Below are 17368 nucleotides of genomic sequence, written 5' to 3'. Positions count from 1 at the left end.
CCTTCCGCGAAGAGGATCCCGTGACCATCGACGCCCCATTCCAGCGCCCGATCTCCGCAACCGAGCGGCTCTACATCACGACGCAGTCGCTCGCCCCGCCGTTCGCGATCCAGCTCGTCGTAACCGGCAGCGGCGAGATCGATCCCGCCGCTCTCGAGGTCGCCGTCGACCAGGCATCCGCGGCGTGCCCCGGCGCCAGGCTCAGGCGCAACGGCCGGAATTGGGTCGACAGCAGGCGTGCACCGCAGGTGAAGATCGTCGACCATGCCATCGATTTCGCTGACCTCGACGACGATCCCATCCTGCAGAGCAGCCTCGGTAGCGACGATCTCGCCACGACTGAGGTCGTCGTCGCGCGCGCAGCGTCGGAGACGAGTGTCGTCTTCCGAGCATTCCACGGCGTGATGGATGCGAAGGGCCTGCAAACGTGGGCGTCGGAGATCTTCCGGGTTCTGCGGGGACAGGAACCTATCGGTGCCCCCGATGTGACTGCCGACCACGACCTCGTCGCCCGTGTCGGGACCACAAGCAAGCCCACGACACTGCTGCCCACCCGGCGCGCACCACTCGGTGCCGCCGGCCGGCCGCCCCGCACGGGGAAGTTCGTGTGGCGGCACCGCGCAATTCCCAGCACGACGCCGGCCGTGGTGGCCCGGATCTGTGCGGATCTCGCCGACGTGGTCGGTTCCGCAGCGCGGTTCATGGTCCCGGTCGATCTCCGGCGGCATGATCCCGCGATTCGCTCGACTGCAAACCTGGCCTTGCCATTGTTCGTCGACGTCGACCCCGGGGTCACGTGGCAGCAAGTTCATGCCCAAATCCTGACCCGTCTCGCCGACCGCCGAGAACTCGCGGAGATGGACAACGGCGGCCTCGCACGCCTCCCCGGACCGGTCACCCGCGCCATCGTCACCGCCGCCCACCGAATCGGCGCCCGGATGGATCGAAACCTGGTGTCGGCTATCGTTTCCCACGCAGGCCAGATCGATCTCGAGGATTTCTCGACGCCCGGCTTCACCGCCGCGACCATACGTGCGCTACCCGTGCACACCGGGCTCGTCCCGATGTCGTTCGTGATCGTCGAAACCGGTGCCAGCACGGAGATCACAGTGTCTTGCCGTGCCGGTGATGGCGTCAATGAGCAACTGGATGCACTCCTCGACCGGCTCACCGTTGCACTTGCCGCGCCGGCCGCGGCGCCGCTCGACCCTGTCGAACCGGCTCTGCCGATACCCGAGGCCATGTCAGGTGTGGACACCGCGGCGAGGGGGGATACCGCCGACAGCCGGTTTCGGTACCACGCCGAGCGCACCCCCGAGGCGATGGCGGTCAGCGGCCCGGACGGCGAGCGAACCTACCGTCAACTCGACGACTGGGCCGATGCGATTGCGGCCCTTCTGATCAGTCACGACGTCGGTCCCGGTTCGATAGTCGCGATCCTCGCCGGACGCACTCCTGCCGCAATGGCCGGCCAACTCGGCGTCATGCGAACCGGTGCAGCTTTCCTGTCCCTGGATCCGAAGCACCCGACCGACCGGCTCACCGCGATCCTCGAGGACTCGAGGGCCCGGATCCTGCTGACCGCCGGCGAGCATTCGCACCTCGTTCCCACCGACACCCCGACCATGGTCCTCGAAGACCTCCCGAGACACACCGATACACCGGTGACCGCGCCGATCAGCGGTGACGACATCGCGTACGTCACCTACACGTCCGGGTCGACGGGCCGACCGAAGGGGGTTCTCGTCCCGCACCGCGGCATCGTCAACTTCGTCGATGCCGCCATCGAATGGTGGTCTCTGGGGCCCGACACCAGGTTCGCGCACCACCACACCCCGGCCGCTGACATGGCCTGCGCCGCATTCTTCAGCTCATTGCTGGCTGGTGGCTCGATAACGCTTGTGCCCGAGGATATCTCGCACCTGTCGTTACGCGCGATGCTGGTCGATTCCGGTGCCAACACCTTCCTGCTCACCCCGAGCCTGCTCGAGGTCGTCCTCCGCCTGGACATCACCCGACCCACTGCGCGGACGGTCATCATCGGCGGCGAACGCCTCCTGCCCGGGCTGGCCACGAGAGCACGCGGCTTCTTCGGCGCCGGAACCCGACTGCTCAACAGCTACGGGCCGGCGGAACTGGCCGTCGCCTGCACTACACACATTGTCGGCCCCGCCCCCGACCCGGATGCTCCGTCGGTGCCCATCGGCCGCCCCGCCGTCAACACCCCCGTATTCCTGTTGGACGATCAGCAGCGGCCGGTCGCTGCCGGTGAGATCGGTGAATTGTGCTTCGGCGGCCCGCAGGTGGCCCGTGGGTACCTTGGTCGTCCCGAGTTGACCGCTGGGCGGTTCATCACCCTGCCCGGCGGCGAACGCGTCTACCGCACCGGCGACCTCGGGCGGGTGTTGCCGAACCAGAGTCTCGATTTCGTTGGCCGCGTGGATGATCAGGTCAAGATTCGCGGCAATCGCGTCGAACCAGGAGAGGTGCAGGCAGTGCTCGAGCAGATGCCTGGAGCCGGCCAAGTCGCAGTCGTCGCCCGCCCGACTGAGGCCGGCGGCAACGCCCTGGTTGCCTACCTCGTCGCCGATGACGACGTCGACATCTCCGCCACGCGCGAGTATCTGAGGGAGCATGTGCCCACCTACATGATCCCCGCCGCGTTTCACACCGTCGACGCTCTCCCTCTCACCGCCAACGGCAAGATCGACCTTGCCCGCCTACCTGGCATCCCGGACACGGGTCTGGACGTACCCACCGTGGCGCAGCCATCCCAGGGGGCTGATGCCGAGGGAACGGAGGTTGAACGGATCGCCACGATCTGGGCGTCGATCCTCCAGATCACCCCCGGCGAGGTGACACCGGACGCCGACTTCTTCGCGCTCGGCGGAGACTCTCTCGCCTCGTTGGAGATGCTCTCCCAGGTCTCGACCACCATCGTCGGACCCGACGGCGAGGCGCGGTTCGTCGAACAGCTCGAGGGCCTGATCAACGACATGACCCTGACTCGGGTCCACGCCGCCGCAGTTGCCGCACGAGGAGCCGCGGCGTGATCTTCATCGGCGAAGGAGCCCTGCTCTGGCGTGCGGTGCGGGCTGCCACCGCGGACGGATACCGCGTGGATCTCGTCTGCACCCGCTCCGACCAGACCACACCCGACCACGTCCCGGTCCTGCATACCCGCGACGTCAACGCCGACGCCGCTCGAATCCAGTCCGCGTGCAGTGACGGGCTCGTCTGGTCGATCAACAACCCGACGATTCTCGAGGCACCCCTCCTCGACTCCGGACTGCGAATCTACAACATTCACAACGGGCCGCTACCCGCCTACCGCGGGCGCCCCGAGATTGCGATCACGTATGCGCTCCTCAATGGTGAGACCCGCTACGGGGCAACCCTCCACGAGGTTGACAAGGGCGTCGACACCGGCGCCGTCCTCGACGTCGAAGAGTTTCCAGTCCGCCCACGGGACCGGTTTCAGGAGGTGATGATGACCGGACTGCGCGCCTGTCACACCCTGTTCGAACGCAATCTCGAAGCCGCGGTGACCGGACCTCTCTCTCCGATCACGCCGTCCTCGGACGGTGGCGGCTACTACGGACGCGAACGCCTCGACGAGCTTGCCGGTCATCGCGATAGCCCGCACTACCACCGGGCCGGCCACCTGGGCGTGTTCACCCCTCTTTACCCGGACCTGGCTGCCGCGCTGGCAGATCCGGCCGCGACCGAAAGCGCACACTCGTGAGCCAGTGGGCGTCGACGATCTTCCGCCGCAGATGGACGGTGCTGCTGAGTACCATCGCAGCGATCCTGATCGCCGGAGCATGGGGATCGTCCGTCATGGACAAACTCGGAGCCGGTGGCTACTCCGACCCAGGTAGTGAGTCCGTCCACGTCGATCGCGTCGTGGAGCAGCACTTCGGTCGACACACACCAGATGTGGTGGCCGTGTACACAATTCCGGATGACAGAACCATCGATGACGTCGGTGAAGAAGTACATCGGAGCCTCGAGGGAATCGACCCGGCGCTGTTGGACCGCCCAGTCGTCACCTATTGGAACACCCCGGCTGGCGCAGGATTTCTGCGTTCCGAGGACGGCAACAAGGTACTGGCGCTGGTGTTTGCCGCTGGAGACGAGAGCGCGCGCATCGCGGCGTTCGGAGACATCGCCCCACACCTGACCGTGCCCGGCATCGACAGCCAAATCACCGGGCTCAGCGCTCTCGCTACGGAAATCAACGAACAGTCCCAACGCGACCTGGTATTCGCGGAGATGCTGTCGCTGCCTGTCACCCTGGTGGTCCTGGTCACGGTCTTCGGCGGCCTGGTGGCCGCGTCCTTGCCGGTAGCAGTGGGATTGCTGTCCATTCTCGGCTCGCTGGCATCGTTGCGGCTGATCTCCGAATTCACCGAGGTCAACGTCTTCGCCGTCAACATCGCGTCACTACTCGGCCTCGGGTTGGCCATCGACTACGGACTGTTCATAGTCAGCCGGTTCCGTGAGGAACTCGCCCGTGACGGCGCCGACGTCGAAACGGCACTCACCCGAACCCTGGGCACGGCCGGACGAACCATCGCATTCTCCGCGCTGCTGCTGATGTGTGCGTTCGCTGGAACATTGGTGTTTCCGCAGCCCGTCCTCAAATCGCTCGGGTTCGGGGCCATGTCGGCCGTCGCCGTGGCCGCAACGATGTCGCTCACAGCACTTCCTGCGGCGCTCGCCCTGGTCGGTCACCGTATCGGCAAGTGGAGTTGGCGGCAGAACACCTTCGAACGGGGCGAGGCTCGAGCGCAACGGTTCTGGGGCCGGGTCACCACCGCGGTCCTTCGTCGTCCAGGCATGGTCGCCTTCGGAATCGTCTCCGTACTCATGCTGATGGCAGCACCGGTCGTCGGTGTCAAGCTCGGCGACGTCGACCACACCGCGTTCGCCCCGGACAGTTCCGCCAGACTCGGAGCCGAAACGATCGCCGCGGAACTGCCTGGCGCCAACAGCGGGGTCCTCATCCTCGGTACCGGTGTTGATGGCGCCGCGCCCAGCCCCAGTGCGGTCGCGAAGTTCCGCCATGCTGTGACGGGTATCGACGGCGTCACGGACGTTGCCGTTCTCGGCAGCAAGGACGACGTCGTCATCATGCAGGCGCGCTTGTCCGTTCCGGATCGTTCGCAGGGCGCGGTGACGGCTGTCGAGGAGATACGCGGGCTCGGCGAACCGGACGGAATGAGTGTCCAGATCGGCGGACTGACCGCGATCACCGTGGACGGTGTCGACGCCATCATCACCTGGATGCCGGTGATGCTCGCTGTCATGGCCGCCGCCACGCTGTTGCTGATGCTGTTGGCGTTCGGTTCGATCGTCCTGCCCATCAAAGCGGTCGCAGTGGCGTTCATGAGCCTGGCTGCGACATTCGGGATCCTCACTCTGGTGTTCTACGACGGCCATCTTGCCGGTGTCCTGGGCGTCAGCCAGGGTCCGCTCCCAGCGGGGATGGTGGTGCTGGTGATCGCCGTCGTGTTCGGGTTGTCCACCGACTACGAGGTGTTTCTCATCTCGCGGATGGTCGAGGCGAGACAGGCCGGTGCCACCACAGAAGAAGCGATCCTCGTCGGCGCCACCCGCACTGGCCGTGTCGTGACTGCCGCAGCAACGCTGCTGATTCTCGTGACCGGGGCGTTCACACTCTCGGAACTGACGCCCATGCGTTTTATCGGGATGGGGATGATCATCGCGCTCGCGCTCGATGCCACCTTGGTCCGGATGTTGCTCGTACCCGCCTTGGTCAAGCTCATGGGTGAAGCCAACTGGTGGGGTCCTGCGTTCCTTCGGAGGCGGACCAACGACAGTAGGCCAGTGTCGGCTGAACAACGTGTGGCGGTGTGAGCGGTATCTGTTGATCAGCATGGGCCGTGCCCGTCAGAGGATCAGCCCATCCACTTCGCGCAGGAACCGATCCGTCTTTCTGGACGTCCAACTGAGCAAACGGAACTGATAGCGGACCGGAAGCGCAGGGAGAGGGCGAATGGATCGGTGTCTGAGAGCAACCACGAATCGTGGGCCGGTTTCTCGTGGGTCGGGTGGGCCTCGTAGCATCGGCCCACTGTCGCACGGGTGTCGGCGACGGCCGGACGTGACCGACGGTGGTGGGCATCCGCAGCCGTTGCGGCCAGACGAATCCGCGTCCGACGGCGGTGAGCCGGAATGACGGATGGCGATCCGACCAGTGCATTTCGCAACATGTGCGTACGGTCCAAACGCTCGAGCGTCCTTTGCGTGTCCTGACAGAGATGTGAATCGGCTCAGTGGTTTCCGACGTTGCCGCACGGTCGGAGGCGAGCAACTCGCAGCGTGGACGGGGTAATGGCTGCTTCTGCGATGGTGTCGGTATTGCCGGGATGGGAGCCGAAGGCGCGGGGGCGGACACCGTCATCGTTACTATCCCGGTCGAGGCCGTCCCTCAAGGGGTGGCGGTGACCCCGGACGGCTTGCGTGCCCACGTTGCTAACGGAGCCGATGGGACGGTGTCGGTGATCGCCATCGAGGAGTGCCTCGGGTCGCTGTGCATCGACTTCGGTTCGCTGGTCGACTTCGGTTCGCTGGTGGGCGGCGGATCCACGGGCAGCGCCGGCAGCTGACACCCACACCGAGGTGAGTCACGGCGCCGCCACCAACGATCGTGTCGGTGGCGGCGTCGTGCGGTCTGCGAGCCGTGTGTCTGTTTCGGTGAGTCGGGCATCTGATCCGGTTTGTGGTTGTTAGCCTCCTTTGGGCTGGTGGTCGGGTCTGGCCGCTGGTTGTCTCGCTGCATGGCCTGTCCGTTGTGTTCCTCTGATGTAGGAGAGAAATGTGAATCGGCTCAGTGGTTTTCGAGGTCGCCGCACGGCTGGGAGCCGCGCCGCACGTGCGATGTTCGGGGTGGTATCTGTTTCTGCGATGGCGCTGGGTGTGGCGGGAATGGGGGCGGGTGCCGCGTCGGCGGACACCGTCGTCGACACCGTCCGGGTGGGGACAGCCCCGTTCGGGGTAGCGGTTAGCCCGGACGGGTCTCGCGCCTACGTCACCAACGTTGTCAGCGATTCTGTGTCGGTGATCGAGACCGCCGGCAACGCGGTGATCGGCAGCATCGGAGTCGGGGACGCCCCGGCTGGGGTGGCGGTTAGCCCGGACGGTTCTCACGTCTACGTCACGAACCAGTTGGAGGACACGGTGTCGGTCATCGAGACCGCCGGCAACACCGTGATCGACACCATCGAGGTCGGGGACACCCCGGTTGGCGTGGCGACGACTCCGGACGGACTTGGCGTCTACGTCACCAACAACGGTGATGACACGGTGTCAGTGATCGAGACCGCCGATAGGACGGTGGTCGAAACCATTGGGGTGGGGAATGGCCCGCAGGATGTGGCGTTCACCCCAAACGGGTCTCGCGCGTTCGTCACGAACGCTCTCGAGGACTCGGTGTCGGTGATCGAAACTAGTGAGAACACTCTGGTGAACACCATCAGGGTCGGCGACTACCCGCGAGGGTTGGCGGTGACTCCGGACGGGCTCCGCGTCTACGTCGCCAACGGTGGTAGCGACACGGTGTCGGTGGTCGATACCGCCACGGACACCGTGGCCCAGACGATTCCGGCCGAAGATTTCCCGTGGGGGTTGGCGCTGACCCCGGACGGGTCCCGCGCCTACGTCACCAACCTCTATGACGCTTCGGTGTCGGTGATCGACACCGCCACGAACTCAGTGGTCGAGAGGATTCGAGTTGGGAACTACCCGTACGGAGTGGCGGTGAGCCCTGACGGATCCCCGGTCTACGTCGTCAACCATGAGGCCTCGATGGTGTCGGTGATCGCCGACGAGACCTGCTCCGGATCGTTGTGCACCTCCTGATCGCTGACTGGCGGTAGTTCGCCGGCCTGATGCGGGTCGGCGGGCAGCGCCCGAAGCTGACAACCAAATCGAAGTGGGAAGGACGCCGCCGCCGACGACCGTGTCGGTGGCGGCGTCGTCGTGCGGTCTGGTGGGTGAGGGGCCTTTTCGGCGATTCGGGACCTGATCCGGATTGTGGTTGTTAGCCTCCTTTGGGCTGGTGGTCGGGTCCGGCCGCCGGTTGTCTCGCTGCATGGCCTGTCCGTTTTGTTCCTCAGATGTAGGAGAGAAATGTGAATCGGCTCAGTGGTTTTCGCGGTCACCGCACGGCCGCGGGGCGCGCCGTGCGTCTGGTGTTCGGGGTGACGGCTGCTTCTGCGATGGTGCTGGGCATGGCCGGGGTCGGTGCGGGGGCCGCGGCAGCGGGTACCTTCATGGAAGCCATTCCTGTCGGGAACGGCCCGGACGGGGTGGCGGTGGTCCCGTCCGGGGCACGTGTCTACGTAGCCAACTTCGGAGACGACTCGGTGTCGGTGGTCGAGACTGCCGGCAACACCGTGGTCGACGCCATCAACGTCGGGGACGGCCCGCAGGGGGTGGCGGCGAGCGCGCGCGGTTCCCGCGTCTACGTCACGAATTCCCTGGACGACACGGTCTCAGTGATCCGCACAGGCACCAACGCTGTAGTTGACACCGTCGATGTCGGAGACAACCCGCGTGGGGTGGCGGTGAGTCCGTTCGGTTCCCGCGTCTACGTAACCAACTTCTCCGATGATTCGGTGTCGGTGATCGACACCCGCACGAACGAGGTGGTCGAGACCATCTCGGTTGGGGACGGACCGCAGTTCGTGGCGGCAAGCCCGCAGGGTTCCCGCGTCTACGTCACCAATACCCTGGACGACACGGTGTCGGTGATCCGCACCGGTAGCAACACCGTAGTCGACACCGTGAACGTCGGAGACGCGCCGACCGGGGTGGCGGTGCACCCGGACGGGACCTACGTCTATGTGAGCAACAGTGCCGACGGCACGCTATCGGTGATCGAAATGTTCAGGAACTCCGTGGTCGACGACATTACGGTCGGGGACGCGCCGTTCGGGGTGGCGGTAGCCTCCGAAGGGTCGAGCGTCTACGTGACAAACGAGGTGGGGGACTCGGTATCGGTGATCGAAACCTCCAGGAACACAGTGGACGACACAATCGAAGTAGGGGACGGCCCGCGTGGGGTGGTGGTGACCCCGGGCGACTCCCGAGTCTACGTGGCCAACAACCTGGGTAACACGGTATCGGTGATCGCCGTCGACACGTGCTCCGGATCGTTCTGCATCGGCTCCGGATCGCTGGGATCGCTGGGATCGCTGGCGGGCGGTAGTTCCCCAGTCGGCTTCGGCTCGACGGGCAGCATCGGCAGTTGACACCCACATCGCGGTGAGTTTATGGCGCCGCCACCGACACGATCGTCGGTGGCGGCGTCGTTCGGTCTGCGAGCCGTGTGTCTGTTTCGGTGATTCGGGCGTCTGATCCGGTTTGTGGTTGTTAGCCTCCTTTGGGCTGGTGGTCGGGTCTGGCCGCTGGTTGTCTCGCTGTATGGCCTGTCCGTTGTGTTCCTCTGATGTAGGAGAGAAATGTGAATCGGCTCAGTGGTTTTCGAGGTCGCCGCACGGCTGGGAGCCGCGCCGCACGTGCGATGTTCGGGGTGGTATCTGTTTCTGCGATGGCGCTGGGTGTGGCGGGAATGGGGGCGGGTGCCGCGTCGGCGGACACCGTCGTCGACACCGTCCGGGTGGGGACAGCCCCGTTCGGGGTAGCGGTTAGCCCGGACGGGTCTCGCGCCTACGTCACCAACGTTGTCAGCGATTCTGTGTCGGTGATCGAGACCGCCGGCAACGCGGTGATCGGCAGCATCGGAGTCGGGGACGCCCCGGCTGGGGTGGCGGTTAGCCCGGACGGTTCTCACGTCTACGTCACGAACCAGTTGGAGGACACGGTGTCGGTCATCGAGACCGCCGGCAACACCGTGATCGACACCATCGAGGTCGGGGACACCCCGGTTGGCGTGGCGACGACTCCGGACGGACTTGGCGTCTACGTCACCAACAACGGTGATGACACGGTGTCAGTGATCGAGACCGCCGATAGGACGGTGGTCGAAACCATTGGGGTGGGGAATGGCCCGCAGGATGTGGCGTTCACCCCAAACGGGTCTCGCGCGTTCGTCACGAACGCTCTCGAGGACTCGGTGTCGGTGATCGAAACTAGTGAGAACACTCTGGTGAACACCATCAGGGTCGGCGACTACCCGCGAGGGTTGGCGGTGACTCCGGACGGGCTCCGCGTCTACGTCGCCAACGGTGGTAGCGACACGGTGTCGGTGGTCGATACCGCCACGGACACCGTGGCCCAGACGATTCCGGCCGAAGATTTCCCGTGGGGGTTGGCGCTGACCCCGGACGGGTCCCGCGCCTACGTCACCAACCTCTATGACGCTTCGGTGTCGGTGATCGACACCGCCACGAACTCAGTGGTCGAGAGGATTCGAGTTGGGAACTACCCGTACGGAGTGGCGGTGAGCCCTGACGGATCCCCGGTCTACGTCGTCAACCATGAGGCCTCGATGGTGTCGGTGATCGCCGACGAGACCTGCTCCGGATCGTTGTGCACCTCCTGATCGCTGACTGGCGGTAGTTCGCCGGCCTGATGCGGGTCGGCGGGCAGCGCCCGAAGCTGACAACCAAATCGAAGTGGGAAGGACGCCGCCGCCGACGACCGTGTCGGTGGCGGCGTCGTGCCTTCTGATTGGTGTGTGGCCTCTTCGGTGCGTCGGCGCCCTGATACGGATTGTGGTTGTTAGCCTCCTGTCGGCTGGTGGTCGTCTCCGGTCGCTGGTTTTCTCACTGCATGGCCTGTCCGTTTTGTTCCTCTTATGTAGGAGAGAAATGTGAATCGGCTCAGTGGTTTTCGAGGTCACCGCACAGTCGGGAGGCCCGTCGCGCGTCTGACGTCCGGAGTAGCATCTGCGTGCGTCGTGGTGCTGGGAATGGCCGGGATCGGAGCGGGGGCCGCGGTAGCGGATACCGTCATCGACACCGTCCCGGTCGTGAATCCGGTCGGGGTGGCGATCACCCCGGACGGGTCCCGCGTCTACGTCACCAACCAATCGGAGGATTCGGTGTCGGTGATCAACACCGGCACGAACATGGTGGTCGATAGCGTGGCGGTCGAGGATTTCCCGACGGGGGTGGCGATCACCCCGGACGGGTCCCGCGTCTACGTCACCAACCGTGACGACGATTCGGTGTCGGTGATCGAGACCGCCGGGAACACCGTCATTGAAACAGTGGAGGTCGGGAACAGTCCGGTAGGGGTGGCGGTCACCCCGGATGGGTCCCGCGTCTACGTCACCAACAGAGGCGATGATTCGGTGTCGGTGATCGACACCGCTACAACCACGGTGTTCGACACAGTGGCGGTCGGGAGCAGTCCGCGTGGGGTGGCGGTCACCCCGGATGGGTCCCGCGCCTACGTCACCAACAGAGAAGATGATTCGGTGTCGGTGATCGACACCGCCATCACCACGGTCGTCGACACAGTGGCGGTCGGGAGCAGTCCGCGTGGGGTGGCGGTGTCCCCGGATGGGTCCCGTGCCTACGTCACCAACAGAGGCGATGATTCGGTGTCGGTGATCGAGATCGCCACTACCACGGTGGTTGAGACTGTGGCGGTCGGGGACGGTCCGCGTGAGGTGGCGGTCACCCCGGACGGGTTCCGTGCCTACGTCACCAATACCGACGGTGATTCGGTGTCGGTGATCGACACCATCACCACCACGGTGGTCGAGACCGTCCCTGTCGGGGACTTCCCGTTCGGGGTGGCGGTCACCCCGGACGGGTCCCGTGCCTACGTCGCCAACATTCTTGACGACACGGTGTCGGTGATCGGCGTCGACAGGTGCCTCGGGTCGTTGTGCATCGCCACGGGTTCGCTTGTGGGCGGTGGTTCGACGGGCAGTGGAGGTGCCGGTTCGCTGGTGGGCGCTGGTTCGTTGGCGGGTGTGGGGTCGGCGGGCAGCACCGCCAGCTGAAACCCGAGCTGTGGTGAGTTAGGGGCGCCGCCACCGGTGGTTCGTGTCGGTGGCGGCGTTGCGTTTCTTGGACGTTGTGTGGCCTCTTCGGCGATTCGTGGGCCTGATGCGGATTGCGGTTGTTAGCCTCCTTTCGGCTGGTGGCCGTCTCCGGGCGCTGGTTGTCTCGCTGAATCGCCTGTCCGTTTTATTCCTCTTGCGTAGGAGAAAAATGTGAATCGGCTCAGTGGTTTTCGAGGTCATTGCACGATCAGGGGACGCGCGGGGCGTGCGGTCCTCGGGGTGGCATCTGCTTGCGTCATGGTGTTGGGTATGGCCGGGATCGGCGCGGGGGCCGCGGCAGCGGACACCGTCATCGACACCATTCCGGTCGGGGAGTTTCCGAACGGGGTGGCGGTCAGCCCATTTGGGTTCCGCGCCTACGTCGCCAACGCCGTCGACGATTCGGTGTCGGTGATCGACACCGTCACGAATACTGTGGTCGACACCGTGACAGTCGGGGACTTCCCGCTGGGGGTGGCGGTGTCCCCGGACGGGTCCCGCGCCTACGTCACCAATCGTGACGACGATTCGGTGTCGGTGATCAACACCTTCACCAACACGGTGGTCGACACCGTGACGGTCGGGGACGACCCCTTCGGGGTGGCGGTGACCCCGGACGGGTCCCACGTCTACGTGACCAACACCACCGGTGCGCCTTCGGTATCGGTGATCCAGACCGTCGACAACACCGTGGTCACCACAGTCGGCGTTGGTACCTTCCCGATCGGGGTGGCGGTCACCCCGGACGGGTCCCACGTCTACGTCACCAATACCGGTGGCGATACTGTGACGGTGATCCAGACCGTCGACAACACCGTAGTCACCACAGTCGGGGTCGGGAACGGCCCGCTCGGGGTGGCGGTCACCCGAGACGGATCGCGGGTCTACGTCGGCAACAACGATGACGGTACGGTGTCGGTGATCGAGACTGCCGGGAACACCGTGGTCGATACCGTCGTCGGGGTCGGAGTCGGTGCGGCCGGGGTAGCGGTGACCCCGGACGGGTCCCGCGTCTACGTTGCCGACGTCGGTGGCGACGCGGTGTCGGTGATCGAGACTGCCGGGAACACCGTCATCGAGACCATCCCTGTCGGGGGCGCCCCGTCCTTTGTGGCGGTCACCCCGCTTGGGTTCCGCGTCTACGTCACCAACAGCGATGATGACACGGTGTCGGTGATCGCCGTCGAGCGGTGCTCCGGATCGTTGTGCTTCGCCACCGGATCGCTGGTGGGCGGTGGTTCGGCGGGCAGCGGAGGCACCGGTTCCCTGGCCGGCGGTGGTTCGCTGGCGGGTGCTGGTTCGGCGGGCAGCGTCGGCAGCTGACACCCGCACCTGCGGTGAGATGCGGCGCTGCCACCGACGAGCAGGTGTCCATGGCGACGCCGTGGCTCGCCCGTTCGTCTCACCGCATGGCCTGTCTATTCAATTCCTCTGGTGCAGGAGGGAAATGTGGACCGAATCAATAGGCTTCGAGGTCGCCGAGTGGTTGAGGGGCGCGCCGGACACGTGATGTTCGGGATGGTATCTGCTTGCACAATGCTGCTGGGTATGGCCGGGATCGGTGCGGGGGCCGCGGCAGCGGATACCGTCATCGACACCATTCCGGTAGGGAGCGGACCTGTCGGGGTGGCGGCGTCCCCGTTCGGGTCGCGCGTCTACGTCGCCAACACCCAAGACGACTCGGTGTCGGTGATCGAGACCATCGGCAACACGGTGATCGATACAGTCGGCGTCGGGGACGGCCCCTTCGGGGTGGCGGTCACCCCGAACCGATCGCACGTCTACGTCACCAACAGATTTGACGACACGGTGTCGGTGATCGACACCGGCACAAACACGGTGGTCGACTCTGTCGCGGTCGGGGACGTACCTCATGGGGTGGCGGTGTCCCCGAACGGGTCCCGCGTTTACGTCTCTCATTTGTTCAACTTCACGATGTCGGTGATCGACACCAGCACCAACAGCGTGGTCGACATCGTTGCGGTCGGGAACGGCGCGTCCGGGGTGGCAGTAACTCCGGACGGGTCCCACGTGTACGTCGTCAATGCTTTCGAGGGCACGGTGTCGGTGATCGAGACCGCCGGAAACACCGTGGTCGACACCGTTACGGTCGGCGACGATCCGTCAGAGGTGGCGGTGACCCCGGACGGATCCCGCGTCTACGTCACCAACACCCTGGACGGCTCGGTGTCGGTGATCGAGACCGCCGGAAACACCGTGGTCGACACCGTTGCGGTTGGCGACAGCCCGTTCGGGGTGGCGGTGACCCCGGACGGGTCCGGCGTCTACATCACCAACACCGGCGAGGGGACGGTGTCGGTGATCGAGACCGCCGGGAACACGGTAGTCGAGACCGCTACGGTCGGGACCGGCCCAGCCGGGGTGGCGTTGGGCCCGTTCGGGTTCCGCGTCTACCTCGCCAACTTTTACGATGATGCCGTGTCGGTGATCGCCGCCAGGAAGTGCTCCGGATCGTTGTGTATCGCAACCGGATCGTTGGCGGGCGGTGGTTCGACTGGTAGTGGAGACAGCGGTTCGCTGGTGGGCGGTGGTTCTCTTGCGGGTGCTGGTTCGACGGGGAGCGCCGGCAGCTGACATCCACGCCGCGGTGAGATAGGGCGCCACCACTGGTAATCGCGCCGGTGGTGGCGTCGTGCATCGTGGTGGGTATTCGGCTCTCTTCGGTGCGTCGGGGGTCTGATCCCGTTTGTGGTTGTTAGCCTCCTGAAGGCTGGTGGCCGGGGTCGCCGGCCGGTTGTCGCGCTGTATCGCCTGCCCGTTGTGTTCTTCTGAAATAGGAGAGAAATGTGAATCGGCTCAGTGGTTTTCGAAGTCATCGTACGGTCAGGGCTCACGCCTCGGGTGTGCTATTCGCGGTGGCATCTGTTTGGGTGATGGTGTTGGGTATCGCGGGAACGGGGGCAGGGGCCGCGGCAGCGGACGCCGTCATCCGCACGGTCGCGGTGGGGGATGCCCCGCTCGGGGCGGCGGTGACCCCGGATGGATCCCGCCTCTACGTCGCCAACGTTGTCGGCGATTCGGTGTCGGTGATCGAGACCGCCGGCAATACCGTGGTCGACACCATCGAGGTCGGGAACGGTCCAACTTTCGTGGCGGTGGACCCGGACGGATCTCGGGTCTATGTCACCAACGGGTCGGAGCGCACGGTGTCGGTGATCGAGACCATCGGCAATTCGGTGGTCGACACCATCGACGTCGGAGAAGCCCCTGCCGGGCTGGCAGTGACCCCGGATGGGTCACACGTCTACGTCGCCAACTTGGGGGACGGCACGGTGTCGGTGATCGATACCGCGGCCAACGCGGTGGTCAGCGCCGTCCCGGTGGGGAGCCTCCCGCAAGACGTGGCGGTGGCTCCGGACGGGTCCGGCGTCTACGTCACCAACATTCTTGACGGTACGGTGTCGGTGATCGAGACCGTAGGGAACACCCTGGTGAAAACCATAGGGGTCGGCGACGGCCCCATCGGGTTGACAGTCACCCCGGACGGATCTCAGGTATACGTCGGCAACAACAACGACGGCACGGTGTCGGTGATTGAGACTATCGGCAACACCGTTGTCGGTACTGTCGTGGCCGGGGCCGGTCCATCCGGGGTGGCGGTGACCCCCGACGGATCCCGTGCGTATGTCGCCGATAATGGCGACAACGCGGTGTCGGTCATCGAGACGGCCGGCAATACCGTGGTCGAGACCATTCCGGTCGGGAACGGCCCGATCTTCGTGGCGGTGACCCCCGACGGATCCCGCGCCTACGTCGTCAACAATGAGGACGACACGGTGTCAGTGATCGCCGTCGAAACGTGCTCCGGATCGTTGTGCATCGCAACCGGATCGCTGGCGGGCGGTGGTTCGGTGGTCGGCGGCGGTTCGACGGGCAGCGGAGGCACCGGTTCCTTGGCGGGTGTTGGTTCGACGGGCAGCGCCAGCGGCTGACACCCGCTCTGGTGTGACGGCGGGCGCCGCCACCGGCGATCGGGTCGGTGGCGGCGTCATCCGGTCTGGTGGGTGTGGGTTCTTCGGTGAGTCGGAGGTCTGATGCGGATTCTGCTTGTTAGCCTGCCTTCGGCTGGTGGTCGGCTGCGGCCGCCGGTTGTCTCACTGCGTGGCCTGTCCATCTTGTTTCTGTGACGTAGGAGAGAAATATGCACTGGCACAGTAGTTCTCGCAAATTGTCTATGGTCAAGGGAAGCGCCGCGCGCCTCTCACTCGGGTTGACCGCGACTGGTGCTCTGGTGCTTGGGATGATCGGTATTGGGGCGGCCACGGCGGATGCGGATACCGTCACGGAGACCATCTCTCTCGGGGCCGACCCGGCTGGGGTGGCGGTGACCCCGGACGGATCCCGGGTGTACGTAGCGGTCGACATCAATGCGGTGTCGGTGATCGATACGGCCACGAACGACGTGACCGCGACCATCCCGGTCGGCGACAGCCATTCCGGGGTGGCGGTCCATCCGTTCGAGTCCCGCGCTTATGTCACAAACACTTCCGGCGATTCGGTGTCGATTATCAATACGGCCACGAATGATGTGGTCGAAACCGTCCCAGTCGGTGCGAGGCCGTACGGCGTCGCGGTGACCCCGGACGGATCGCAGGTATACGTCGCCAACATCGACGACGATTCGGTGTCGGTGATCGACACCGCTACCAATTCAGCAATCCATATCGAGGCGGTTGGGGACGGACCGATCGATGTAGCGGTGACCCCGGACGGAACCCGCGCCTACGTCGTCAGCAGCAACGACCATTCGGTGAAGGTGATCGACACAGCGTCCAACACTGTGTCCGCCACCATCGAGGTCGGGGACGATCCGGCAAGAGTGGCGGTCGCCCCGACTGCAAACCGGGCGTACGTCACCAACAGACAAGACGGTGCGGTCTCGGTGATCGACACCGTCATCAACGACGAGATCGCAACCATTGACGTGGGGCAAGACCCCATCGCGATCGCGGTGACCCCGGACGGATCCCGGCTGTACGGCACCAACTTCGATGACGGTTCAGTGTCGGTGATCGACACAGCCACCAACACTGTCCTCGAAACCCTGGATGTCGGGGAGGGCCCGGAGGGGGTGGCGATCACCCCGGACGGATCCCGGGCCTACGTCACCAACAACAATGACGGTTCGGTGTCGGTGATCGACATCGACAATGCCCAGTGCACCGCGTCGCTGTGCATTGACTTCGGTTCGCTGGCCGGTGATGGTCCGCTGGCTGGCGGCGGTTCGACGGAGAGCGTGGGTAACGGTTCCACGGTCCGCGGTGGTTCGCTGGCGGGTGCTGGCTCGACGGGCAGCGCCGGAAGCTGACAACCGCGCAGGGGTGGGGCAGAACGCCGCCACCGGCGAACGCGCCGGTG

General features: G+C 65.3%; 12 protein-coding genes. All 12 read left to right on the top strand.

Going from position 1 to position 17368, the window contains the following annotated elements; all coding sequences use genetic code 11:
• Window positions 1-20: 20 nt before the first annotated feature.
• A complete protein-coding gene (locus tag EF834_RS09610) occupies window positions 21-3053 on the top strand; it encodes a non-ribosomal peptide synthetase (protein WP_127946989.1) in 3033 nt (1010 codons plus the stop codon).
• Entirely contained in the window at window positions 3050-3745 is a 696-nt protein-coding gene (locus EF834_RS09605) for a formyltransferase family protein (RefSeq protein ID WP_127946988.1), read from the top strand. The genes EF834_RS09610 and EF834_RS09605 overlap by 4 nt, the downstream gene beginning before the upstream one ends.
• Entirely contained in the window at window positions 3742-5883 is a 2142-nt protein-coding gene (locus tag EF834_RS09600) for an MMPL family transporter (RefSeq protein ID WP_127946987.1), read from the top strand. The genes EF834_RS09605 and EF834_RS09600 overlap by 4 nt, the downstream gene beginning before the upstream one ends.
• Before the next feature lie 419 nt (window positions 5884-6302).
• Window positions 6303-6635 (top strand): hypothetical protein, encoded by a 333-nt coding sequence (locus tag EF834_RS18680; RefSeq protein ID WP_127946986.1) that lies wholly within the window; start codon window positions 6303-6305, stop codon window positions 6633-6635.
• A 211-nt stretch (window positions 6636-6846) separates the two neighbouring features.
• Window positions 6847-7887, top strand: coding sequence for a YVTN family beta-propeller repeat protein (locus EF834_RS09590; RefSeq protein ID WP_235871087.1), 1041 nt, complete (start codon window positions 6847-6849; stop codon window positions 7885-7887).
• 272 nt (window positions 7888-8159) lie between these two features.
• On the top strand, window positions 8160-9281 hold the full coding sequence (locus EF834_RS09585; RefSeq protein ID WP_127946985.1) for a YVTN family beta-propeller repeat protein: 1122 nt from the start codon (window positions 8160-8162) through the stop codon (window positions 9279-9281).
• A 212-nt stretch (window positions 9282-9493) separates the two neighbouring features.
• A complete protein-coding gene (locus EF834_RS09580) occupies window positions 9494-10534 on the top strand; it encodes a YVTN family beta-propeller repeat protein (RefSeq protein ID WP_235871087.1) in 1041 nt (346 codons plus the stop codon).
• A gap of 369 nt (window positions 10535-10903) precedes the next feature.
• Window positions 10904-11947 carry a beta-propeller fold lactonase family protein gene (locus EF834_RS09575; protein WP_127947324.1) on the top strand — a complete coding sequence of 348 codons (1044 nt, stop codon included), beginning with the start codon at window positions 10904-10906 and terminating at the stop codon, window positions 11945-11947.
• A 312-nt stretch (window positions 11948-12259) separates the two neighbouring features.
• Entirely contained in the window at window positions 12260-13312 is a 1053-nt protein-coding gene (locus tag EF834_RS09570; protein ID WP_235871086.1) for a beta-propeller fold lactonase family protein, read from the top strand.
• A gap of 213 nt (window positions 13313-13525) precedes the next feature.
• Complete coding sequence (locus EF834_RS09565; protein WP_206615226.1) at window positions 13526-14584, top strand: YVTN family beta-propeller repeat protein; 1059 nt, start codon at window positions 13526-13528, stop codon at window positions 14582-14584.
• A 281-nt stretch (window positions 14585-14865) separates the two neighbouring features.
• Entirely contained in the window at window positions 14866-15942 is a 1077-nt protein-coding gene (locus tag EF834_RS09560) for a beta-propeller fold lactonase family protein (protein WP_127946984.1), read from the top strand.
• Between the two features lie 242 nt (window positions 15943-16184).
• Complete coding sequence (locus EF834_RS09555; protein WP_164874108.1) at window positions 16185-17318, top strand: YncE family protein; 1134 nt, start codon at window positions 16185-16187, stop codon at window positions 17316-17318.
• The last annotated feature ends 50 nt before the right edge of the window (window positions 17319-17368 follow it).

The sequence above is a fragment of the Rhodococcus spongiicola genome, from assembly GCF_004011835.1.
Classification (GTDB): domain Bacteria; phylum Actinomycetota; class Actinomycetes; order Mycobacteriales; family Mycobacteriaceae; genus Prescottella; species Prescottella spongiicola.
The sequence above is the reverse complement of the archived record's forward strand: the minus strand, read 5'-3'. Positions and strand labels throughout refer to the sequence as shown.

Excerpts from the sequence above, each read along its gene's own strand:
- EF834_RS09570 (WP_235871086.1), top strand. The coding sequence starts at position 12,260 with ATGGCCGGGATCGGCGCGGGGGCCGCGGCAGCGGACACCGTCATCGAC.
- EF834_RS09565 (WP_206615226.1), top strand. The coding sequence starts at position 13,526 with ATGCTGCTGGGTATGGCCGGGATCGGTGCGGGGGCCGCGGCAGCGGAT.
- EF834_RS09555 (WP_164874108.1), top strand. The coding sequence starts at position 16,185 with ATGGTCAAGGGAAGCGCCGCGCGCCTCTCACTCGGGTTGACCGCGACT.
- EF834_RS09575 (WP_127947324.1), top strand. The coding sequence starts at position 10,904 with ATGGCCGGGATCGGAGCGGGGGCCGCGGTAGCGGATACCGTCATCGAC.